The sequence below is a fragment of the Algibacter miyuki genome (assembly GCF_030409805.1).
Classification (GTDB): Bacteria; Bacteroidota; Bacteroidia; order Flavobacteriales; family Flavobacteriaceae; genus Algibacter; species Algibacter miyuki.
Genome location: NZ_JAUFQP010000004.1, coordinates 1 through 24,972, shown reverse-complemented (window position 1 = coordinate 24,972; position 24,972 = coordinate 1). Strand labels below are relative to the sequence as shown.

At 35.0% G+C, this 24,972-nt stretch carries 20 protein-coding genes; 9 read left to right on the top strand and 11 right to left on the bottom strand.

The features are described 5' to 3' along the window. Positions 1 to 36 precede the first annotated feature (36 nt). Positions 37 to 666 (top strand): response regulator, encoded by a 630-nt coding sequence (locus QWY92_RS02270; RefSeq protein ID WP_290268304.1) that lies wholly within the window; start codon positions 37 to 39, stop codon positions 664 to 666. Positions 667 to 1,167: 501 nt separating this feature from the next. Here the strand turns inward: QWY92_RS02270 and odhB are convergent. Then, a complete protein-coding gene (gene odhB / locus QWY92_RS02265; protein ID WP_290268303.1) occupies positions 1,168 to 2,373 on the bottom strand; it encodes a 2-oxoglutarate dehydrogenase complex dihydrolipoyllysine-residue succinyltransferase in 1,206 nt (401 codons plus the stop codon). Between the two features lie 40 nt (positions 2,374 to 2,413). After that, positions 2,414 to 5,152 (bottom strand): 2-oxoglutarate dehydrogenase E1 component, encoded by a 2,739-nt coding sequence (locus QWY92_RS02260; protein WP_290268302.1) that lies wholly within the window; start codon positions 5,150 to 5,152, stop codon positions 2,414 to 2,416. Positions 5,153 to 5,309: 157 nt separating this feature from the next. On the opposite strand from QWY92_RS02260, the gene QWY92_RS02255 reads away from it, so the two are divergent. The 4 genes from QWY92_RS02255 (at position 5,310) to QWY92_RS02240 (ending at position 8,947) form a co-directional block, all read left to right on the top strand. Then, positions 5,310 to 5,840: an alpha-ketoglutarate decarboxylase gene (locus tag QWY92_RS02255; protein ID WP_290268301.1), complete on the top strand. Its 531-nt coding sequence runs from the start codon at positions 5,310 to 5,312 to the stop codon at positions 5,838 to 5,840. A gap of 157 nt (positions 5,841 to 5,997) precedes the next feature. Further along, entirely contained in the window at positions 5,998 to 7,446 is a 1,449-nt protein-coding gene (gene nirK / locus QWY92_RS02250; RefSeq protein ID WP_290268300.1) for a copper-containing nitrite reductase, read from the top strand. Positions 7,447 to 7,455: 9 nt separating this feature from the next. Continuing rightward, positions 7,456 to 8,232 carry a formylglycine-generating enzyme family protein gene (locus QWY92_RS02245; RefSeq protein ID WP_290268299.1) on the top strand — a complete coding sequence of 259 codons (777 nt, stop codon included), beginning with the start codon at positions 7,456 to 7,458 and terminating at the stop codon, positions 8,230 to 8,232. Between the two features lie 4 nt (positions 8,233 to 8,236). Beyond that, a complete protein-coding gene (locus tag QWY92_RS02240; protein ID WP_290268298.1) occupies positions 8,237 to 8,947 on the top strand; it encodes an SCO family protein in 711 nt (236 codons plus the stop codon). 35 nt (positions 8,948 to 8,982) lie between these two features. On the opposite strand, the gene QWY92_RS02235 is transcribed toward QWY92_RS02240, so the two are convergent. The 5 genes from QWY92_RS02235 to QWY92_RS02215 form a co-directional block, all read right to left on the bottom strand. Further along, complete coding sequence (locus QWY92_RS02235) at positions 8,983 to 10,170, bottom strand: hypothetical protein (RefSeq protein WP_290268297.1); 1,188 nt, start codon at positions 10,168 to 10,170, stop codon at positions 8,983 to 8,985. A gap of 111 nt (positions 10,171 to 10,281) precedes the next feature. Beyond that, positions 10,282 to 11,013, bottom strand: coding sequence for an iron-sulfur cluster repair di-iron protein (gene ric, locus QWY92_RS02230; protein ID WP_290268296.1), 732 nt, complete (start codon positions 11,011 to 11,013; stop codon positions 10,282 to 10,284). Positions 11,014 to 11,062: 49 nt separating this feature from the next. Then, positions 11,063 to 11,497, bottom strand: coding sequence for an RrF2 family transcriptional regulator (locus QWY92_RS02225; RefSeq protein WP_290268295.1), 435 nt, complete (start codon positions 11,495 to 11,497; stop codon positions 11,063 to 11,065). A 67-nt stretch (positions 11,498 to 11,564) separates the two neighbouring features. Beyond that, positions 11,565 to 11,915: a hypothetical protein gene (locus tag QWY92_RS02220; protein ID WP_290268294.1), complete on the bottom strand. Its 351-nt coding sequence runs from the start codon at positions 11,913 to 11,915 to the stop codon at positions 11,565 to 11,567. 30 nt (positions 11,916 to 11,945) lie between these two features. Beyond that, positions 11,946 to 12,920, bottom strand: coding sequence for a polyprenyl synthetase family protein (locus QWY92_RS02215; protein ID WP_290268292.1), 975 nt, complete (start codon positions 12,918 to 12,920; stop codon positions 11,946 to 11,948). Between QWY92_RS02215 and QWY92_RS02210 the strand changes: the two genes are divergently transcribed. Genes QWY92_RS02210 through QWY92_RS02195 form a run of 4 tightly spaced genes read left to right on the top strand, consistent with a single transcriptional unit; the run spans position 12,881 to position 19,731 of the window. Next, entirely contained in the window at positions 12,881 to 13,651 is a 771-nt protein-coding gene (locus QWY92_RS02210; RefSeq protein ID WP_336622083.1) for a TetR/AcrR family transcriptional regulator, read from the top strand. The genes QWY92_RS02215 and QWY92_RS02210 overlap by 40 nt on opposite strands. 3 nt (positions 13,652 to 13,654) lie before the next feature. Next, complete coding sequence (locus QWY92_RS02205) at positions 13,655 to 14,980, top strand: TolC family protein (protein ID WP_290268291.1); 1,326 nt, start codon at positions 13,655 to 13,657, stop codon at positions 14,978 to 14,980. Positions 14,981 to 14,986: 6 nt separating this feature from the next. Further along, complete coding sequence (locus QWY92_RS02200) at positions 14,987 to 16,156, top strand: efflux RND transporter periplasmic adaptor subunit (protein ID WP_290268290.1); 1,170 nt, start codon at positions 14,987 to 14,989, stop codon at positions 16,154 to 16,156. Between the two features lie 47 nt (positions 16,157 to 16,203). Next, positions 16,204 to 19,731 carry an efflux RND transporter permease subunit gene (locus tag QWY92_RS02195; protein WP_290268289.1) on the top strand — a complete coding sequence of 1,176 codons (3,528 nt, stop codon included), beginning with the start codon at positions 16,204 to 16,206 and terminating at the stop codon, positions 19,729 to 19,731. Between the two features lie 297 nt (positions 19,732 to 20,028). Here QWY92_RS02195 and QWY92_RS02190 read toward each other — a convergent pair whose 3' ends face one another. The 4 genes from QWY92_RS02190 to QWY92_RS02175 all read right to left on the bottom strand — a co-directional run. Beyond that, entirely contained in the window at positions 20,029 to 22,968 is a 2,940-nt protein-coding gene (locus QWY92_RS02190; RefSeq protein ID WP_290268288.1) for a TonB-dependent receptor, read from the bottom strand. 387 nt (positions 22,969 to 23,355) lie between these two features. Beyond that, on the bottom strand, positions 23,356 to 24,129 hold the full coding sequence (locus tag QWY92_RS02185) for a TonB-dependent receptor domain-containing protein (RefSeq protein ID WP_290268287.1): 774 nt from the start codon (positions 24,127 to 24,129) through the stop codon (positions 23,356 to 23,358). 142 nt (positions 24,130 to 24,271) lie between these two features. After that, positions 24,272 to 24,571, bottom strand: coding sequence for a TonB-dependent receptor domain-containing protein (locus QWY92_RS02180; RefSeq protein WP_290268286.1), 300 nt, complete (start codon positions 24,569 to 24,571; stop codon positions 24,272 to 24,274). A gap of 197 nt (positions 24,572 to 24,768) precedes the next feature. Then, positions 24,769 to 24,972, bottom strand: a 204-nt coding sequence (locus QWY92_RS02175) for a hypothetical protein (protein WP_290268285.1), incomplete at its 5' end; no start/stop codon positions are given.

The following is a 24,972-nucleotide window of genomic DNA, read 5'->3' as shown; positions in this document are numbered from 1 at the left end:
CAAAATAGCAATTATCACTCCCTTACTAACACATTAATGAATACAACCATCGTCATAGCCGATGATCATCCACTCATGTTGCGTGGGCTTACCGACTTTTTAACCTCCAAAGGATTTAATATTATCGGAAGCGCTCAGGACGGCAATACCGCTTATAATTTAATAGTGAAATTAGAGCCCGAAATTGCAGTGCTTGATATTAGAATGCCGCATAAAACAGGTTTGGAAATTGCGCAAGCGTGTAAAAAGCATAAATTACCAACAAAAGTTATACTTATCACTTTTGATAAAGAAGAAGAAGTTTACGATCAAGCCATTGATGCTGGCGTTTTCGGGTACATTCTAAAAGAGTTTGCTGTTGAAGAAATTGAAACCTGCATCAAACAAGTTTTAACAGGAAAGCCTTATTTCAGTAAAGAAATAGCGCCAAACCTGAAGCATAACACTATTGTTAAGCCTAAAAACTTAGAACTTCTTACAAAATCTGAATTAAAAATAGTGCGCCTTATTTCTGAAAACAAAACAAGCCAAGATATTGCAAACGAGTTTTCTATTTCAATACGCACGGTAGATAAACACCGTAGTAATATGGTTGCTAAACTAAATTTAGATAAAAAACCAACTTCTTTAGCCATTTGGGCCAATATAAATAAAGCATTTTTATAAAAATACGTAGAAGTGCGTATTTTTTATTCCCTCAATAACATATATCTTTACAGTGCTATTAATTAGTTCTTAGGGAGAATTAAAAAAAAGCTCTAAATTGTAATGATTTAGAGCTTTTTGTATTTCCAAAATTCACTTCAACAAACCTTCTTGGGGATAAAAATACGTAGAAAAGCGTATTTTTTTTAAGCTTAATACAACATACCTTTACAGTGCTATTATACAACACCCATAAGTAAAACCTCAATAAAAACTGGATACGTTCAAAATATCTCTTTTTTATTACAAAACCAAGAATACATGTTTAAAACCAAAACCATGCATCAAGATGAAACCAAAATTAACAAGCTCGTTTTAATCGTACTTTTTATTTTAGCTGCTCTCGTCATCTCACTGAACCTCTACATGTTATTTTAAAAAGTAAAAAAAAATTAACCTCCTAAAAAAAGGGTCTTTCTTCAATTGAAGAAAGACCCTTTTATATTATAAAACTTATCGTTACTAAAGCTCTAAAGCCTTTTTAACATCATTGTTCATTAATAATTCTGTTGGATTTTCTAGAGCTTCTTTTACAGCGACTAAGAACCCTACACTCTCTTTACCATCAATAATTCTATGATCGTAAGATAATGCCACATACATTATTGGACGAATTACAACTTGACCATCGATTGCCACTGGGCGCTCTACAATGTTGTGCATTCCTAAAATTCCACTTTGTGGTGGGTTAATAATTGGAGTAGATAACATAGATCCGAATACACCACCATTAGTAATTGTAAATGTTCCACCCGTCATCTCATCAACAGTAATTTGACCATCTCTAGCACGAAGCGCTAAACGTTTCACTTCCGATTCTACACCTCTAAACGATAAGTTTTCAGCATTACGAATTACAGGAACCATTAATCCTTTTGGGCCTGAAACGGCGATACTAATATCGCAGAAATCATATGATAACATTTCTTTGCCATCCATCATTGAATTTACTGCAGGGTACATTTCTAATGCTCTAACCACAGCTAAAGTAAAGAAACTCATAAACCCTAAACCAACGCCATGTTTGGCTTTGAAGGTTTCTTTATATTCTGAACGTAAGGCAAATATAGGAGACATATCAACCTCGTTAAACGTGGTTAACATAGCCGTTGTATTTTTCACCTCAACTAAACGTTCGGCTACTTTTCTACGTAACATAGACATTTTACTTCTAGACGTACCACGGTTACCGCCAGTTGGCGTTCCCATTGAAGGCACTGCATTTACGGCATCTTCTTTAGTAATACGTCCTGCTTTTCCTGTTCCTGAAACCGATGTAGCATCAATTCCTTTTTCAGCTAAAACTTTTTTAGCTGCCGGACTTGCTGTACCTGTAGCGTATGTTTTTGCTTCAGTTGCTTTTGGTGCTTCAGCCTTTGGAGCTTCTGCTTTAACTTCCGCTTTTGGTGCTTCACCACCAGCTGGTTTTTCTGCGCTTGTATCAATTAAACAAACAACCGCTCCAACTTCGACAGCATCGCCTTCTTCCGCTTTAAGCGTGATTATTCCACTTGCTTCTGCAGGTAATTCTAAAGTTGCTTTATCACTATCTACTTCAGCAATGGCTTGGTCTTTTTCAACGTAATCGCCATCTTCAACTAACCAAGTAGCAATTTCTACTTCTGTAATAGACTCGCCTGGTGAAGGCACTTTCATTTCTAAAATCATTTTTTATAATTTTAATGGTATATGAATTTTATTTTTTTCTTTAATTCCCAAAAACTTCATCGATAACACGACGTTGTCTTCTTTTATCTCTAGTACTAGAACCTGGTGCAGGAACAGAACTATATGGACGTGATGAAACTTCTAACTTCACTAAATCCATACGTTGTGCCATATGACTCCAAGCCCCCATGTTTTTTGGTTCTTCTTGTGCCCAAACATAATTTTCTACGTTTGGATATCTATCAATAACAGCTTGTATTTTTTCTAGATGAAGTGGGAATAACTGCTCTAACCTTACTAAGGCCACGCTCTCATTTCCAAGTTCTTCTCTTTCAGCTAATAAATCGTAATAGAATTTCCCTGTACAGAACACTAATTTCTTAACATTCGTTGGGTTTATGGTATCATCAATTACTTCTTCGAACTGCCCAGTAGACAAATCTTTTATGCTTGACACGGCTTTTGGATGACGTAATAAACTTTTAGGAGTGAAAACAATTAATGGTTTTCTATAATTACGTTTCATTTGGCGACGTAACAAATGGAACATGTTTCCAGGTGTTGTACAATCGGCAACAATCATATTATCATCACCACATAATTGTAAGTAACGCTCTATTCTAGCAGAAGAATGCTCAGAGCCCTGCCCTTCATAACCGTGTGGTAACAAAACAACGATACCATTTTGCGCTTTCCACTTATCTTCGGCAGCCGACAAATATTGATCGAATATAATTTGAGCTCCATTACTGAAATCTCCAAATTGAGCTTCCCAAATGGTTAGTGTATTAGGGTTTGCCATGGCGTAACCATAATCGAAACCAAGTACGCCATATTCTGATAAAAATGAATTATAAATATCCATTTTACCTTTATTTTCCGGATTTGTATTTAACAAATTAATACGTTCTTCTGAAATTTCATCCCGTAAAATAGCATGACGGTGGCTAAAAGTTCCACGCTCTACGTCTTGTCCAGAGATACGAACATTAAATCCTTCTTCAAGTAAACTTCCGTATGCTAAAGTTTCAGCCATTCCCCAGTCTAAAGTATCGGTTTCAAAAACCATTTTTTCACGACCAGCAAGAATACGTTCCGCTTTGCGCAAAAACTTCACTCCTTTAGGCACTGTAGAAACCACTTTAGAAATCGCTTCTAAGTTTTCCTTCGGATAACTTGTATCTTCAGAGATAAGCATAGACTGTACACCTTGGCGTTCAAAACCGGTCCAACGTTCGGACATAAACTCACGTACTTTCGAAGATTTTGCTTCTTTCGATTTTGTATATTCTTTTTCTAAGGTATCTTTAAAATCTGAAATAATGCCATCAACATATGCCTGATCTACTGTTTTTTCAGCAATTAATTTATCTGCATAAATTTTAAACGGATTGGCATGTTTCGCAATTTCCTTATATAATTTAGGCTGTGTAAATCTTGGCTCATCACCTTCATTATGACCATATTTTCTATAGCCTAATAAATCGATATAGACATCCTTTTTGTATCGCATTCTGTATTCTAATGCCATTTCTACAGCGTGAACAACAGCTTCAGCATCGTCTGCGTTAACGTGTAACACGGGAGATAAGGTTACTTTAGCCACATCAGTACAGTAGGTGCTAGATCGTGCATCTAAATAATTGGTTGTAAAACCAATTTGGTTGTTTACAACAATATGTACGGTTCCTCCAGTTTTGTAACCAGCAAGCTTACTCATTTGGGCTACCTCATAAACAATACCCTGACCTGCAATAGCGGCATCACCATGCACAATAATAGGTAGTATTTTAGAGTCGTCTCCATCATAATCACTGTCAATTTTAGCCCGTGTAATCCCTTCGGCAACAGGCGCTACGGTTTCAAGATGCGATGGATTCGGAACCAAATTCATCTTAATATTTTTACCGTTTTGGTACGTTTTATCAAGTGTTAATCCTAAGTGGTATTTTACATCACCATCAATATCAACATCTTCAAAATCTTTTCCATCAAACTCGCTAAACAGTTCGTTAACAGGTTTTCTAAAAATATTTATAAGTGTACTTAAACGACCACGATGTGCCATACCTAATACACATTCTTTAACACCGTATTTTTCAACAGCATAAAAAAGCACATTACTAATGGCTGGTATAAGCGACTCGCCACCTTCTAATGAAAAACGTTTTTGCCCAACATATTTTGTTTGCAAAAAGTTCTCGAAAGTAACTGCTTGATTTAATTTTGAAAGAATATATTTTTTGGTTTCCGCAGAAAAATTAGGCTGATTGTCATTAGCATTAAGCTGCTCTTGCCACCATGCGATAACTTCTGGGTTACGCAAATACATGTATTCTATACCAATAGAACTACAATATATTTTTTCTAGGTGAACAACAATTTCACGTAGTGTTTTTACACCTATGCCTAAAATTTCTCCCGCATTAAAAACGGTATCTAAATCGTTTGCGGTAAGACCGAAATTTTCGAGTTCTAAAGTTGGTGAATACGAACGGCGATCGCGTACAGGATTTGTTTTAGTAAACAAATGCCCGCGCATTCTATAACCATCAATAAGTCTTACAACTTGAAATTCTTTCTGTACGTGTTCTGGTATTTTTGTAGAAGCACTCTCTACAATTTCTTCGTTAAATTCGGCGTTTTCACTACCAAAATCATACCCTTGAAAAAAGGCTCTCCAACTCGGCTCTACCGAATCTGGACTTTGCAAATATTGCTCGTATAAATCGGCAAAATATGCTGTATGTGCTGCATTTAAAAATGAAAATTTATCCATTGCTATTTTTAATCCCTTGTAGGTTAGTCAAAATATTTCTCAAAAATACAACTTTTAGTAAAATTAGAGGTTTCTTTAACTATATTTATAGCAAATAATCGTGATTTAACTAATACAACAGTACTTTGTGTTAAATTCTTACCATTTTCTGAATCTTATGAAACTATTTCCGACAATTAATAAGGCCCTTATTGTTTTTTCTATCATTTTGTTTTCTAACCTAAACAAATTACACGCGCAACAATTCAGAGGTGACTTTTGGGAACATGTTAAATACGGTGGTAGTATAGGCTTAAATTTTGGAAACGAATATTTCACGGCTACTCTAGCCCCCAATGCCATGTACCAATTTAACAATACATTCTCTTTAGGTGTCGGTTTAAATGGTACATATAATAGTCAGAAAAACGTTTATAAATCTACTATTTTAGGTGGAAGTATTATTGGATTTGTTAACCCTATAAACGAAATTCAGCTTTCCGCCGAGTTTGAGCAGTTAAATGTTAACAGACGCTATAATGTTAATTTAAACATCGAAGACACCAATTATTGGATACCTGCTTTATATTTCGGTGCAGGATACCGCAATGGCAATATTACATTTGGAGTACGTTACGACGTATTGTATGATGACGAAAAAAGCATATATTCTCAAGCTTGGGCTCCTTTTGTCAGATTCCATTTTTAAACCAGGATTCTTTTTTTTAGAATAAATTTCTCTTTTAGGATAAAACTGACATTTGTCATATTTTATAGCTAGCTTTAGTATTAACTTTGACCATCTGAAATAGGACTTTTTTATCCTATTTAGACTGATGTTTAAAAACACTAAAAAATTAATACTAATGAAACAACTAAAATCTCTACTTGGATTAACATTATTGGGCGCTTTAATGTTCACAGCTTGTTCTGATAAAAAAGAACAAAAACAAACCGACGCATCTGAAATTCCTGTTAGTCGAGAAATGTTAGCAGAACTCACATCTCCACCACACGTACCAACACCTGTCGGAAGACGAAAAGCAAAAAAGCTTATCGTGAAAATGGAAATTCTTGAAAAAGAAGGCGAAATGACCGATGGTGTAAAATACATGTATTGGACTTTTGGTGGCACGGTTCCAGGAAGTTTTATTAGAACACGTGTTGGCGATGAAGTTGAATTTCACTTACAAAACCACCCTGATAACAAATTACCACACAATATAGATATGCATGCCGTAACAGGCCCAGGTGGTGGCGCCGAATCTTCTTTTGTAGCCCCAGGGCACGAAAAAACATTCAGCTTTAAAACCTTAAATCCTGGTCTATACGTTTACCATTGCGCAACAGCTCCTGTTGGAATGCACATTGCTAACGGCATGTACGGCTTAATTTTGGTTGAACCAGAAGGTGGTTTACCTCCTGTAGACAAAGAATACTATGTGATGCAAGGTGATTTTTACACCAAAGGAAAAAATGGTGAACGTGGATTACAACCTTTTGATATGCAAAAAGCTGTAGATGAAAATGCCGACTACGTAGTTTTCAATGGAAAAGTAGGCGCCCTTACTGGCGATAACGCGTTAACTGCAAAAGTTGGTGAAACCGTTAGACTTTTTGTTGGAAATGGTGGACCTGGCTTAGTATCTTCATTCCATGTTATTGGTGAAATATTTGATAAAGTACATGTTGAAGGTGGAGACTTAGTAAATACCAATGTACAAACCACTGTAATTCCTGCCGGTGGCGCTGCTATGGTAGAATTCCGAGTGGATGTTCCCGGTACATTTATTTTAGTCGATCACTCTATTTTTAGAGCATTTAACAAAGGCGCTTTAGGGATGCTTAAAGTGGAAGGTGAAGAAAATAAGACTATATATTCTGGAGAAATAAGAGACGATATATACTTACCCGAAGGCCCAGGCATACAGCAAATGCCTACAACAGATGAAATTATAGCTTCTGAAATTCCTGCAAAATCTTTCGAAGAACAAATGGAATTTGGAAAACAAGCCTATATGCAAACCTGCTTTGCTTGCCATCAAGCAGAAGGTCAAGGGATTCCGAATGCCTTTCCTCCTTTAGCTAAATCCGATTATTTAAATGCTGATGTTAATCGTGCTATCGGTATTGTGCTTCACGGAAAAACAGGAGAAATTACCGTAAATGGTCAAAAATACAACAGTGTTATGACGCGACAAATGCTGTCTCCAGACGAAATCGCTAATGTACTAACCTACGTTTACAACAGCTGGGGCAACAATAAAACCGTAGTTACTAAAGCCATGGTAGAACAAGTAAGAAACAGCAAATAATAATTAATAATGAAAAACCTAGCCTTTAGATTACTGTTTGTTTTGTTGGTGTCCCAAACATGTATTTATGCCCAATCTAAAGGCATGGTTTATATTGAAGGCAGCCGTTACATCCCTCTATATGGTAGAGATTCAACCGTTGTGGAAGTCAAAGATTTTGAAATAGACATATACCCAGTTACCAATGCAGAATATATCCTTTTTCTGAAATCAAACCCAAAATGGCAAAAATCTAAAGCCTTAAAATTATTTACAGACAAAAGTTATCTCGCTAATTGGGACAACGATTTAAACATCAAACCAACCGAAAAACCAAATAGCCCAGTAACCTACATATCATGGTTTGCAGCGAAAGCTTACTGCGAATGTCAAGATAAACGTTTACCTACAATTGATGAATGGGAATACGTAGCTATGGCTGATGAAACCACAAAAGATGCCCGTGTAAAACCAACCTTCAACAAACAAATATTAGCTTGGTATGAAGCACCACATTCCAATGAAAACAGCATTGGGTTACATCCAAAAAATGCTTGGGGTGTTTACGATTTACATGGCTTAGTTTGGGAATGGACATTGGATTTTAATTCGGTTTTAATTACTGGTGAATCTCGAAAAGATGTAGATAAAGATTCTAATCTATTCTGTGGAAGCGCTGCCATAAATGCAACCGATTTAATGAATTATGCCGCCTTTATGCGCTATGCCATACGAGGAAGCTTGAAAGCCAAATACGCTATGAAAAATTTAGGATTTCGATGCGCAAAAGACATAACTAAACAATAAACCTATGAAAGCTTTAAAACACATATTCATTTTAATAATAACAACGTTGCTTTTGCAAACTTGCAATTCTAACACGAAATCTAATAGCGACAATTCAACAACTTACCAATGCCCAATGAAGTGCGAAGGCAATAAAACCTTCAACAAACCTGGCAATTGCGCTGTTTGCAAAATGGATTTACAAGCTTTAAGCTCTGAAATACCAATACTCAATGATGCCATTTCCGAAACATCGATATTCAATTTAACTTCAAAATGGGATACTGAAGAAGGAAAAACCATAGAACTAAAAGCCTTAAAAGGAAAAACCTTAGTCATGGTTATGATTTACACATCATGCAAAGCAGCATGCCCGAGATTAGTTGCCGATATGCGTAATATTGAAACGAAACTACCTTTGGAAGACATTAAAAACATCCAATTTGTGATGGTTAGTATAGATCCTGAAACAGACACACCCCAACGTTTAAAAGCTTTTGCTATTGAAAATGAAATGGACGGCGAACAATGGATGTTTCTACAAGGCACCACATCAGGAGTTCGAGAATTTGCCAATGTACTTTCTATGAAATACAAAGAAATTTCACCAATCGATTTTTCACACTCCAATATTATTAGTGTGTTTAATCCTGCTGGCGAATTAATCCATCAGCAAGAAGGCTTAGGCGTTGACAACGATGAAACTATTGCTGCCATTTTAAAAACCATTCCGTAATATCATCACTAACTTCCTCTAAAAATTAAAGTAAATTATTTCAATTTACACCTTGTAACATGGACTATAAAAAGTCCTATTCCGAAAGGCAATAATACACTACAAAGAAAAAGAAGTAAATAGTAATTTGGAATCAGCCCGCTTCCAACAAAGAATTTACAGCCTTGAACAAGCAATAACACTTCGGTTAAAATAAAGCCTAACAAAAAGCTATAAACCCCAATATTTAACCATTTGGAGTTCGAAAGCCATCCACTTTTCAGAATAAAAGAAAACAAAAAACTAGACACTACCCCTAACATTAATAAGTGTATAAAACCAATAACAAAGTTGCGATGCCCATAAACCACGTTTGAAAATTCAGGTACTAAAGAGGCTAATTGAAAAATGGTTTTTACCGCGAAACACAGCACGGCGAACCGATATAAATTGATAATGAGTTTCGGTTGAGCTTCTCCTTCCTTTTTAAAAGGGATCAATTTCAGAAATAAAAAGAGCATCACAAATTGTAAAACCACCCCAAAACCATTAATCCAAAGCAATATTGGATGTGGAGCAAACCATTGAATAGGTAAAGCAAAAGTTAATACTGTGGATACTATTAACGTCCAAAAAAAGTATTTAAAAACAGGTGTATTTTCCACCTTAACCAGATGAAAAAACACAGCAAAAATGGCCAACAAAAACCACCCATTAAATTGAAAATGTAAAAAAAACTGAATCGCAATTTGATAAAATGCCGAAGCCGAACCTAAAATAGACACCGCCGGTCCTAAACACCAAACTCCAATTGTAGAAAGCACCATAAAAACCAGCGATGCTTTTAGTAAATATTTGGTAACTGCAGATTTAGTTTTATGATGTTTCCAAATGCAGTAAACGAAAGCATAACTGCAAAAAATATGCAAAGTTGAAAATGAAATAGAAACCGCAGCATAGCCTTGAAACGGAAAACTCAACATCATGCCTACTACAGCAACTTCAGTAAGCCAAAATAATTTGGTAAAAATTGGTTTCGTTTTATATTCGGGAACGAAATAATACACAATAGCCGTGTAAAGCATTAAATACACCCAACCCAACATAGCAATATGCGAATGTGCATGGGTTAAAAACCTATAATTTAATCCCACAGAATCTAAAAACGAATAACGCAAAGCCAAGCCCATTAAGGCTGCAATTAAAAAATTAAATAAACAGACAACAACTAATTTTTTCGGCATTACTTGAGTTTCTAATGGATAAATATAACAAGCTTAAAAGGTAGAAATAAAAAACCCTAGAAGGTATTATGATAGACCTTCTAGGATTAAAGCTATAAAACAACGTTTCTATTACCTTAATTTCCGCTCTAATTTTATAGCTTTTGGAAATAAAATATTGTTTTCTAAATGAATGTGTAAATGCAAATCTTTTTCAAATTCATCGAGCATAGCGAATGTTACTTTATAGGTGTTACACGCATCTACAGGTGGATTATAATGATTAGAAAGCGCATCAATTTGTCTGAAACGCTCACCTTCATTTTCATGTTCTTCCTTCATCATAGCAATAGGGTTTTCTACAGTCCCAAAGTGAGGCGCGTGAATTGCTCCTGCTTGCCCTTCTGCTAAAGTCATTTTTTTAATAAAAGGAAATAAAATGAGTTCCTCCTTTTTCATGTGTGCCGACAATTCTCCTGCCGAAGCTGTAAAAAGTTGATTAATTTCGAATAATTCAGGATGACTTCCTCCATGAACACGACATAGTTTATCTAGAAACTGACGTATTACAGGAATTTTTTCTTCAACATAGCGATGGTGTTTTTTCTCAATATATTCTACTAATAAATCTAAAGGCCATGATTTATAATCTACCGCCTGATTGGTTGATTCGTTAAAAATGGCATCTAATTTTTCCATAATTACATTAGCATCAATCCCTTTTTTCGAGCAAACCTCATCAATGGTTCTATCTCCTTTGCAACAAAAGTCGATACCATAACTATTAAAAACAGCAGCGGTTCTAAAATCTTGAGCTACTAATTCTCCTATTTGTTTTTCAGCATAATTATTTAATGTTTCCATAGCTTTATTTATTTCGGATAAATTTATCCTATTTATAATCAAATTTTTTTTAGGCTCTTAAAAAGGAAGCGCCAGATTTAATATTAAGCGCTAACTCTTCTAAGGTGGTGTTTTCTAGCATATTTTTAAGTTCTTCCCTCACGCTTTTAAACTTGTCGTGCACCGGACATGGGTGATTTTCGTCACATTTTGCTAAGCCCAAACCACAGCCAACATAAATACTGTCGCCATCAATAGCATTCACAATTTGAGCTAATTTAACCTCACTTATTTTACGTTTTTCAATTTCGAAGCCTCCATAAGCGCCTTTTACAGAACTCACCACATCATGACGCACCAACGATTGTAATATTTTAGCCGTAAAAGCTTGGGGCGAATTTATTTCCTCGGCAATTTCTTTTGGGCTAACACGCTTATCTTCATAGGATTTTGTAGCAATAAAAATTGCTGCTTTAATTCCATATTCACAAGCTTTAGAAAACATATCGTAGGTTTATTTGAAACAAATATATTAAAAATTTTTAATTCGGACAATATTATCTTTATTGAATTTAAGAATATTTATTCTTAAACCAGACTTTTTGCCATTCGCGTTTCAATATTAAGAAGGAAACATCTTCTGAAAGCTTTAAAATATCATCACCATTTAAGGCTTTTACCTCAGATTCCGACACATCGATAATATAAAGCAGGTTTAAATATTCGGTGAATTTTTCTTGAATAAGTTTATACACCGTTTCGTGCAAAAGTAGTTTTAAACTCGACGGCAAGGTTTCTTCATGAAAACCCAAATCAACATTTGCCAAAAGAAAATCTTTATTGAGTTGAAGAATTAACTTCTTATATAAATCTAACGCGTTAGCTTCTTTAATTAAAGCTTCAAAATTTGAGGGTAATTGCATAATAGAACATCCGAGTACTCGGAAAAAAGGTTACACTGTTCGGTTCATTAAATGGCTGCCAAAGTTTTTTAGCATCGTTTTTTTATCTTCAGAAACATGTAAAGATTCCAGTACGGTAAAAGCTTTTAGCGTATATTCCTTAATTGCTTTTTGAGTAGCCTCTGCCGCCCCTGAATTTACAAAAAACTGTTTTGCCGTTTCTATTTTGGTTGAAACATCTTCTGGATTTGATGCAAACAATGCCATTAATTCCTCACAATCGGTTTCATTAGAAAACTCCAAAGCTTTTAAATACAAATAGGTTTTCTTATTCTCTATAATATCTCCGCCAACTTGTTTCCCAAAGGTTTTCGGATCACCGAACGCATCTAAATAATCATCCTGTAATTGAAAAGCAATCCCCAAATAACGACCAAAATTATAAATATTATCCTGATCTTCCTGTGAAGCCTTTGATACAATAGCTCCCATTTTCATGGCTGCAGCAACCAAAACAGCTGTTTTGTATTCTATCATTTTTAAATATTCAGGAATACTAACATCGTTTCTGGTTTCAAAATCTACATCGTATTGTTGCCCTTCACAAACCTCTAGCGCCGTTTTACTAAAGAGTTTAGCAAGCTCCATAAAGGTTTCCGCATCGTAGTTTTCAAAAAGCTGATACGCCATAATTAGCATGGCATCTCCAGAAAGAATTCCGGTATTAATATCCCACTTTTCATGTACGGTTTGGTGGCCGCGACGCAATGGCGCATCGTCCATTATATCATCATGAACTAAAGAGAAATTATGAAACACCTCAACGCTTAGCGCAGCATTTAAGGCTAGTTTATAATCTTCCCCAAAAATATCGGCCGTCATTAAAGCTAAAACTGGGCGCAATCTTTTTCCGCCTAATTCTAAAATATATTGAATGGGTTGGTACAGGTTTTTAGGTTCCTTTCCGGTTTCATATTTTTCTAAATATGAAACGAATTCGTGTTGGTATTGTTCTATTGAAAGCATCGAACAAAAATAAAGGAATTGCACAAATTAACACCCTTTCTATTCTGTTTAATATTAAGAAATCATTAAAACTAAGGAAACTATTTTTGTTTTTAAAGTTTCCTGTTGTACATTTGCCCGAGATTATGAGAAAAAAAATTATACATACAACTGAAAACTTGTTTTTAAACCTTGGATTTAAGAGTGTAACGATGGACGATATTGCTCACGAAATGGGCATTTCTAAAAAAACCATTTACGTGCATTTTGCTAATAAAACAAAATTAGTTGAAGCGGTTTCGTTTTCACTTTTTGATATGATTTGCACCGGTATTGATGGTATTTGCAATAATTCCAACAACCCAATTGAGGAATTGTACGATATTAAAATGTTCGTGATGCATCATTTAAAGAGCGAAAAATCGTCACCCCAATTTCAACTTAAAAAATATTACCCTCAAATACATGCTAGTTTACACCTAAAGCAATTCGAAAAAATGCATGATTCCGTAAAGGCTAGTCTTCAAAAAGGTATTGAAACCGAATTGTTTCGTCCGAATATTGATATCGACTTCATATCCAGAATGTATTTTAATGGTATGACGGGTATTAAAGATCATTCTATTTTTCCTCTAGAAACATTTTCGATGAATTATTTAATGGAAAGCTACCTAGAATACCACTTAAGAGCCATTGTAACCGAAAAAGGCTTAGACATTTTAAATAAATTTATAACAACAAATCAATCATAAAAAATGAAACACAAACTCATCATACTTTTTAGTTTACTATGCAGTATCATGCTGTTTTCTCAAGAAAACAAACGTAGCTTCTCTTTAAACGAAGCTATAGTTTATGGGCGAGAAAACAATAGAATAATTAAAAATGCGCACTTAAATATTCTTGCGGCAGAACAGCAGGTTTGGGAAACTAAAGCGATTGGATTACCTCAAATAAACGGCGCTATAGATTACAAATCGAACATAAAATCACCTTTCGACACGGCGGCTTTAGACCCGAACGATCCGTTTTTATTCTTGTTTCCGAAACACAGCATGACACCAAGTGTTACGTTAAATCAATTACTTTTTGATGGTGGTTATATCGTAGGACTTCAATCGAACAAAGTGTTTTTAGAAATATCGGAAAATGCCAAAGATAAAACCGAAAACGAGATTGAAACTAATATTGTTAGCGCTTATAACAATGCCCTTTTAACTAAAGAAAGCATTGCTATTATGAAAAATAATATTAGTGCTTTAAGTTCTAATTTAGAAGAAACCTCTCAGATTTATGAAAATGGTTTAATTGAAGAAGAAGATGTTGAGCAACTTCAGTTAACCAAATCTAATTTAGAAAATAACTTAAAAAATCTAGAGACACTTTATGAAATTTCTAAAGGTTATTTAAAAATTCTATTAGGGATTGATGCTGAAGAAACTATTGAACTTACCGATACCCTAGAAAGTTTAATTACAGATAATATTTCTTTAGACCTTATTAATACGACGCATCCTGTTGCTAATAATATTGATTACAAAATTGCCGAAAACGAAGTAAAAAGCAAATATTTAGAATACAAATTAGAAAAATCGGAGCAGTTACCAAAAATAAATGCTTTTTTAACCTCTAGTTATTTAGGCTACAGCAACAGCTTTTCAACCTTTACAAGCAAAGAGCAAGACTGGTTATTTACAACTGTTGGCGGTGTGAGTTTAACCTTCCCTATTTTCTCTTCTTTTGGAGGAAAAGCAAGAAGACAAAGAGCCAAAATTGAATGGGATATTGCCAAAAACGATTTTATAGATAAAGAAAACACCATATCGTTAGAGTTTAAAAATGCTAAAAACGAATACACTTTAGCTATAGACACCTATACTAACAAGCAAAAAAACTTAGCACTTGCCGAAAAAATTGAACACAAAAACACCATTAAATACAAAGAAGGTATTGCTGGTAGTTTCGATTTAAGACAAGCACAATTGCAATTATACACTAGCCAACAAGAATATTTACAAGCTATTATAGACGTAATTAATAAAAAAGCAGCACTAAAAAACTTACTTAACATTAAACAATAACCCATCATGAAATATATATATTCAACCTTATTAACCGCAGTATTATTAACGTCTTGTGGTGGCGAAAAAAAACAATCTGTTGAAGCTGTTATTGCAACCAACGATTTAGAATTAATTCATAAAAAAACGGTAGAACTTGAAACAGCAGAACAAGCCCTTGCCGAACAAATAAAACTACTACAACTAAAAATTAAGGAATTAGATCCTCAGGAAAAAATTCCATTAATTACAACTTTTACTGCAAACGACACGGTTTTTAAACACTACGTGGAATTGCAAGGTAGTGTGAGTACCAAACAAAACATTGTGATTTACCCAGAATACTCGGGCGTTTTAACCACGGTATATGTAAAAGAAGGACAACGTGTTACCAAAGGACAATCGCTTGCAAAAATTGACGATGGTGGTTTAAACCAACAATTAGCTCAATTAAAAATTCAAACAGCTTTAGCAAAAACAACTTTTGAACGTCAGGAACGTTTATGGGAACAAAAAATTGGTAGTGAAATTCAATATTTACAAGCCAAAGCAACTTACGACGGACAAGTACAAGCTGTTGGACAATTATCGCAACAGGTAAGCAAAACTATTGTTAGAGCGCCATTTTCGGGCACTATTGACGATGTCATTACTGAACAAGGTAGTGTTGTAGCACCGGGACAATCTCAACTTTTCAGAATTGTAAATCTTCAAGATATGTACATTGAAACCGATGTACCAGAACGTTATATTACAGAATTAGCTCCAGGAAAAGATGTAAAAGTAGATTTCCCTATTCTGAACAAACAAATGGATGCCAAAGTACGTCAAGCCGGAAATTTCATCAACCCTGCAAATCGTACGTTTAAAATAGAAGTTGCTGTTGATAATAAGGACAGAACCATTAAACCAAACTTAACAGCTAAACTTAGAATTAACGATTATACCAACCCGAAAGCGATATTAATTCCGCAAAGTATTATTTCAGAAAACGCCGAAGGCCAACAATATGTATACACCATAAGCGAAAAAGAAGATAACCATGCTAAAGCAAAACGCGCTTTTGTTACCACAGGAAAAACACAAGGTGATTACATCGAAATTCTTTCTGGACTAGAAAACGGAAGCGAAATTATTAACGAAGGTGCCAGAAGTGTTAAAGACGGGCAAAGCGTTAAAATTTTAATTACACAATAAACCACTAATTCTAGCAACAAACATTAACGTCTAAAGACTTAATACTTATGACTAAAAAGAAAAAAAATGTAATCAAGGAATTTGGTTTAGCATCCTGGGCCATAGACAATAAAACAACCATGTATGTTTTAATTGCGCTCATCCTTTTTCTTGGTACGGGCTCATACTTTAGTATGCCTAGAGAAAACTTTCCAGAAATTAAGGAAACTAAAATTTACATCAGCTCTATTTACCCTGGAAATACGGCTGAGGATATCGAGAAATTGATAACCGACCCTATTGAAGACAAGCTAAAAACAGTTAGTAATGTTATTGAAATCACCTCAACATCACAAGAAGATTATTCTATTGTAGTTGTTGAATTTGATGAAAACATCACTGTTGAAGCTGCCAAACAAAAGGTGAAAGATGAATTAGACTCTGAAACTTCGGGTGAAGATTGGCCAACCTTTAACGGCGCCAAAGTAGAACCTAATGTTTTCGATTTAAGTATGTCGGAAGAAATTGCCATTTTAAATATTAACATTTCTGGCGATTACCCCGTTGATAAACTTAAAGAATTTGGTGAATATCTAGAAGATGAAATTGAAAATCTTCAGGAAATTAAACAAGTTGATATTCGTGGTGCTCAAGAAAAAGAAGTTGAAGTCGCTGTTGATATTTATCAAATGATGGCTGCACAAGTAAGCTTCGACGATATTATAAACGCCATTAACAGAGAAAACATAACCCTATCTGCTGGGAATTTAATTACCAGTGGACAACGCCGTACGATTAGAATTATAGGTGAAATTGAAGACCCTAAAGACTTAGAAAACTTTGTTATTAAATCGGAACACAACAACCCTATTTACTTAAAAAATGTTGCCAAAGTTCGATTTAAAGATGAAGATAAAACGACGTACGCCAGAGAATTTGGGCACCCAGTAGTGATGTTGGACGTTAAAAAACGTGCCGGAAAAAACATGGTTGCTGCTGCGGAACAAATCGATATCATTGTTAAGGACGCCATTAAAAATGTATTCCCTCCAGATTTAACAGTAACTATCGCAAACGATCAATCGTCTAAAACTATCGGGCAGGTTGACGATTTAGTAAACAATATTATTTTCGGTATCATACTTGTTGTAACCGTTTTAATGTTCTTTTTAGGCTTTAAAAACGCTTTGTTTGTTGGATTTGCCATTCCGATGTCGATGTTTATGTCGCTCATGATTTTAGATTTATTAGGCTACACCATGAACACCATGATCCTTTTCGGATTAATTATGGGACTTGGTATGCTGGTAGATAACGGGATTGTGGTGGTAGAAAACGTTTATCGCTTAATGAGTGAAGAAGGTATGAGCCGTGTTGAAGCTGCCAAAAAAGGTATTGGCGAAATTGCTTATCCTATTATTATATCTACAGCAACAACGGTTGCCGCATTTATTCCGTTAGGTTTATGGCCAGGTGTTATGGGGCAGTTTATGAAATATTTCCCGATAACTCTATCCGTAGTTTTAGGATCATCATTATTTGTAGCTATCTTTTTCAATTCCGTTTTAGTATCGAAATACATGACGGTAGAAGACAAAGACATGCCGTTAAACCAAATTATCAAAATCTCAGCTATATTTGGTATTATCGGCCTGTTAATCATGCTGTTTGGTGGTGATTATAATGCCTTAGGAACCTTAATGATTGTTGTTGTTATCCTACTTTGGATCTATCGTTTATTACTCAGAAAATGGTCTAATAGCTTCCAAAACAAAGTATTACCACGCTGGGAGCGAGCTTATGAAAAATCGCTTCGCTATGCTTTGGGAGGAAAAAAACCTGCTTTTATTACGATTGGAACTTTTATTTTGTTGATTATTGCCTTTATGGGTTTTGGCGCATCAGTAGGAAGTCAGCGTACCAAAGTAGAATTTTTCCCAGATAATAAACCCAACCAAATTATTGTATATATTGAATATCCAGAAGGTACAGACATTGAAAAAACCAATGCTATTACTAAAGATATTGAAACTCGCGTTTATAAAATATTAAACGACGATGCGTATATGGATGGTGATTTCAATTTCTTAACAGAAAGTGCAGTTTCTCAAGTTGGTGAAGGTGCAGGAAACCCACAAACCGATGGAGGATCGGCTGCCGAAATGCCACACCGAGGAAAAATTACAGCCAGCATGCGTGAGTATAAATACCGTGAGGGTGCCGATAGCCAAGATCTTCTTAAAAAAGTACAAGCCGCTTTAAAAGATATTTATCCTGGCGTTGCTATTTCAGTTGAAAAAGATGCCAATGGTCCACCTGCAGGCTACCCTATTAACGTGGAATTAGAAGGTAATGATTATGCTGAACTTATTGCTACAGCAGAAAGCATGCGTGATTTTATCAACTCTAAAAACGTGCAAGGTATTGATGAATTAAAAATTGATGTCAACAAATCGAAACCAGCCATGCAAGTGGTAGTTGATAGAAAGAAAGCTGGAGAACTAGGCATTTCTACCGGGCAAGTTGGTCAACAATTACGTAATTCTATCTTCGGAGCTAAAGCTGGTATTTACAAAGAAGACGGAGACGATTACGACATTTATGTACGTTTTAATAAAGAAGATCGATACAACACTAGTGCACTTTTTAATCAGAAAATCACATTTAGAGATATGACTTCTGGGCAAGTAAAAGAAATTCCTGTTTCAGCTGTTGCTAAGCAAACGAATTCTTCTGGATTTAGCGCTATAAAACATAAAGACGTAAAGCGTGTGGTAACATTGTATTCGGCCTTAGCCCCTGGTTATACCGATGCTGCTGCCATTGTTTCAAAAATTCAAAATGAAATGAAAACCTTTACGGAAAAACCTGATGATGTAAACATTGATTACACTGGTCAGATTGAAGAACAAAACAAGCAAATGGCTTTTTTAATGGGAGCATTTTTCACCGGTTTAGGCTTAATTTTCTTCATCTTAATATTTCAATTTAATTCGGTTTCAAAACCTGGAATTATCATGTTAGCTATCTTTTTAAGTTTAATTGGTGTGTTTGGAGGTATTGTGCTTACCGGAAGTTCTTTCGTTATTATGATGACCATGATGGGAATTATTTCTCTCGCCGGAATTGTAGTAAACAACGGTGTGGTACTTTTAGATTACACACAACTTTTAATTGATAGAAAAAAGGTAAAACGTCATTTAGAAGATGATCAATATTTACAAAACGACGATTTATTAGAAGCCATTATTACAGGTGGAAAAGCACGTTTACGTCCGGTATTACTTACCGCTATTACAACCATTTTAGGCTTAGTACCGCTAGCTATTGGATTAAATATTAACTTTTTCACGTTGTTTAGCGAGTTCAACCCAAACATTTATATGGGAGGAGATAACGTTATTTTCTGGGGACCATTAGCATGGACTGTAATTTATGGCCTGTTTATTGCTACTTTCTTAACATTGATTGTTGTACCAATCTTATTTTATTTAGTAACAAAATTCAAAATGAAAATTTATAGCGATCGTGTTCCTCAAACAGAGGCCGTTGCGGCGCAAGAAACGTTCAATATGGATAAGCGTATCGAAGATTAATTTAATTGTTTGACTAACTCAATTAATAGCGAAAACCCAGACCTTTTTTATTAAAGTGTCTGGGTTTTTATTTTTTGATATTAGTCTGTTAAAACACGTAGTATCATTAAATAGAACTATGCTAATAGAATCGTGTGTGACACCGCCAATCGTCGGTATACTTCTAAGCGTATAAAGTTTACGTAAACCATTTCAACGTAAGGAGAAATTGTATCATCATAATTAAATAAGCTCAAAAAAAAAGCCTCGTAAATCAAATGATTTACGAGGCTTTTAAATATTAATAGGTAAACTATCTTATTTCAAGTTGAATGTTAATCTACCAAAAACATAGCGTCCGTTGTTACCAAATTGCGATACACGACGAGAGTACACAAACTGGTTGCTAGACGTTAAATAACCTGGTAATTCATCTGGATAAACATCTAATAAATTGTTTGCTCCTACAGTTAACCTAAGAGATTCGCTAAAGTTATAACCTACAGTTAAATCGGTTACTACATTAGATCCAATTTCTGGATGACCACCACCTGTTAAGTTTCCGGTATCGAAAACACTACCAAAGAATGCATTTCTTAAGAAGAAATTCCAATCTCCCATTTCTAAGTTATGCGATAGATTCGCTTTAACTCTAGGTACTGCAAGCTCTAAATATATCCTAGAAGCTTCATCAAAATAATTATCCAATAAACCTGCAGCCGTTAGAATATCACTTCCTTTTGTAGCGCCTACTTTTTTAGTTTTTGAATAAGTTGCTGCTAAATTATTAGTTAATCGTCCGTTTCCAATATTTGCTTTATGAGAAATAACAACATCTAAACCTTTAGTTTCTGTATCAATAGCATTTGCAAAAAACGCTGCTTGACCAATACCTAAATTAGTAAAAATATCGGCTAACTGAGAGCCATCATTAGGACTTGAAAAGTTACCTGTGTATGTAATTCTATCATCAATAGCGATATAGTAACCATCAACTGTAAATGTTAGGTTAGCATCTGGTATTTTAGAAGTAAACCCTAAACTCGCATTAAACGATGTTTCTTCTTTTAACTTCGGTATTCCGAATAAAGCTGCTGCTCTAGAGTTATTTGTAAATGTACCCACTTGCTCTGCAATACCTTGATCGTTAAATAAGGTATTCGATTTGCTATAAAATTGTTGATGTAAAGATGGCGCTCTAAACCCTGTACTTAAAGCCCCCCTAATATTGGTGTTCTCACTTAATTTATAACGCATGGCTAATTTACCATTCAATGTGCTTCCAAAATCGCTAAAATCCTCAAAACGCACTGCTCCACTCACTAAAAATGCTTCGGTAATATCTGCTTCAACATCAACATATAATGCCATACTGTTTCTTTTAGTATCTATAGCATTTCCTGGAGTAAACCCTGAAAATACTTGAGAACCTGCATCGGTTTGATTTCCAAAAAAGTCAGTTACTTGTAATGCTGGAGTTCCAGACGCTGCAACAGTTTCAATCTCACCATTAACATCATATTTAGCGTAAGATGATACTTCACCAGCTTCAATAAAGAAATTTTCAACACGATATTCCGCACCAAAAGCAACGTTTAAACCAGACATGATATCTTCGTAAAACTTAGACATATCGAAGTTAACCGTGTTTTGTTGAAAACCATTAAGTCCTGCATCAAATTCCGTTGGAGATGAAGCTTGTAAGTAAAAGTTTGTGGTGTTCGTAATATTATATGCAAAAGTATTTAAACCCCAAGTATGAGATAAATCGATATTCCAATCGTTAATTTTTCCTTGAATACCGAAACCTAAAGATTTATCAATAATATCAGACTCGATATCTGGTAAGAATCCATTAATATAAGATAAGGTATTTCCTCTACCAGAAGCATGCCCAGGCGTTCTATAAAATCCAGAAGCATCACCATGACGGTAAGATAAACCACCAAAAGCATATAATTTAGCCTCGTTTTCATCATCACCTAAAGGGATTTCTAAATTACCCATAAATTGCCCTTGATCTAAAGCAGACTGACCTACGCTCATATTATAATCGTTACGCGTTTGACCTCTAGCCACTAACTCAGCATCAGTAACATCTAAACCAGTTAAAATTCCGGCAGTTTGCGCTCCTGTAACTGTATTATACCCCGATAACTCTTCAATACTTGAAGCACCAGCGATTTGCGATTGTAAACCAGAATCAAAATGACCTACTTGTGAAGCATAGTTTTGAATAGCTCCTAAATCGGTTCTTAAATCAGACAGATTAAAACCATCTTGATACGCTTGCCACTCTATAGAATTGTAAGCATGAAAAATATCTCCAGTAGTTGCACGTGCACGAGAAGTTCTTTGACGTGTTGTTAAAGACCCCGTCATGTTAATAAAACCTCCTTTATCACCTAATGGAATACCATAGTTTAAATCAATTTGTGTTTTTTCACCATCGATACCACCATCATGATCATTTCCATTTTTAGACATGTTTGCTCCCGTAGTTATGGCAGCTGTAAGTTCATTAACATTATCTTTTAATACAATATTGATAACTCCAGCAATCGCATCAGATCCGTATTGTGCCGCAGCACCATCACGTAATACTTCAATTCTTTTAATAGATGCTGCAGGAATAGCATTTAAATCGGTTCCTACAGAACCACGTCCTGGCGTACCGTTTACATTTACTAAAGACGATGTGTGTCTTCTTTTTCCATTCACTAAAACCAATACTTGATCTGGTCCAAGCCCTCTTAATTGAGCAGGATCAATATGATCCGTCCCATCGGCAACAGTTTGTGTGTTAGATGAAAATGAAGGCGCCACATAGTTCAAAATTTGTGTTACTGAAACTTGAGGACCCGCAGTAGCTAAATCGGCCATATCAATAACATCAACAGGAACAGCCGTGTCTACAGATGTTCTACTTGGATTTCTAGACCCAATTAAAACCACCTCATTCAAAGCAACTCCAGATTGCATCCTTATATTCATTACACTACCCAAAACAGCTTTCTCCTGTGTCTCATAACCCACATAAGAAAACACCAAAATAGCGCCGTTGCTGGCGTTGATAGAATAATTTCCATCAAAATCTGTTGTTGTTCCTGTTGTTGTGCCTTTCACAACAACGGACACACCTGGCAGTGCTCCAGAATCATCTTTTACAACACCCGAAACATCTTGGGCGAATAGCGTTCCTGAAGTTCCCATAAATAATAGAAACATCAAGCATTTAAAGTTTAAAAGTTTACTCATAATAATAAATAATTTTGAATTAGTTAAAGCTAATATATGCATATTATATTGGATATTAAATGCTTAGATGTAAAACAATACACACAAAACATCCTTTCCGATATAAAAACTTACAAATTAAAAAACTGTTTTTGTGTCTTGTTTTTTTAAACAAAAAACCAAACACAACTATAACTCAATGACAATCAATATTCTAAAAAAACAAACCACAAAGTATAGCCTTAAAAATAAAACGTATTATTAACGTTTTATTAGTATTTAAGAATTATTTTAAATAGTCTAAAAAAAATGTTAAACTTAAAAAAAAACCCCAAATTTTGGAGAAAAGGCCAAAATTTGGGGTTTATAGAATAAAAAATACGTTTTCTAAAACAAGCGTTATTAACTTTAGAATTTAAAGGCTAAACTCGCATTAATTATAGTACCGTTAAAACCAAATTGATTTACTTCCCAAGCGTATTTAAAACGCCCTCCAAGATCGGTAACCACATCACCTTTAGCATCTAATTCATCTGGATACACATTAAATAAATTATTTACAGAAATGTTCCCCGAAACCTTTTCATTAAACTCATAACCAACGATTAAATCTGTAAGCACCTTACCTGCGAAGGTTTGATCGAACGCAGGATTACTACCATGTTGCCACGTAACCTCGCCAAAATAAGTATTATTTACAATAAAATCCCATTTATTTAAATCGTAATCTAAACCTAATAATACTTTAGATTTTGGTCTTGCCGATGTAATTCTAGCTTGCTCCTTTCTATTGAAAATTTCGTAACCATTTGCTGCAAATATAGCAGGTGTATCAATTGCGCCTTCAATAGTAGTTTCATTAAAATTAGCCGCTAAAGTAGCATTCAAGAGCCCTTTACCTAAATCGATATTAGTATAATTAACCACTAAATCTACTCCTGAAGTACTTGTACTTACAGCATTTACAAAAAACTTCAAACTGGTAATAGAATTAGCTATCAATACACTTTCTACTGGATTTGTTGATCCATCATCGCCATCGAATCCAATTTCACCTGTAAATAAAACACGATCATCCACCTTTACATTATAAAAATCTGCTGAAACAGAAAGGTTAGGTTTAACCTTATAAGTTATACCTGCCGATATGTTTTTAGATGTTTCCGCAGTAAGCTGCGGCACACCTAAATCTTCTCGAATAATTGGGTCTACATTATTAAACGTGCCTGGTTTGAAATACTACCACCAGAAACCAATGTTTGCACATTACTTAAATATATTTGATGTAACGATGGCGCTCTAAACCCTGTACTATATGATGCCCTCAAAGCCCTTTATCACCTAAGGAGTAACGCCCACTTACTTTCCATGATACATTGTCTCCAAAATCGCTAAAATCTTCATATCGAATAGCTCCACCAATTAGTAAAGCATCGGTTGGCTCCCATTCTAAATCGCCATAAACACCATAATTATGTCTATCGGCACGCACCGCATTAGCAGGCTGTAAACCTGGGAAAGACTGCGCATTACCATTCCCTGTAGGATTATAGTAGGAAGCAGGATCACCTGCTCTTGCAGAAAAGTTCTCTTTCTTTATTTCTGCTCCAAAAGCAATATTCACTTGCCCTAAAACTTCTTGACAAATCTAAATTCGCCAACGAGTTGCTAACGTATAACCCCCAACAGCAAATTCAATTGGACTATTTGCTCCTAAGTCTATATTTAAAGTGTTGTTTACATCGTAATCAATTCTGTTTCTTCCGTATGTTCCACTAAAATCGACATCGAAGTTAAATAATTTCCACTTTACACCAGCCGTTAAGTTGTTATCGACAACATCGGTTTCAAAAGTGGGCTGAAACCATTATAATCAGAACCCGCTTCGTGTAATAAATTATATGGATCTCCAACCCAGTAAGGCGCTCTGTATAACGCAAAACTTGTGCCTTGTCTAGACGTTACACCTCCAAAAGTATAAAAACTCACCTGAATCATTTTTGAAGGCACTCCTGCGTTAAAAAA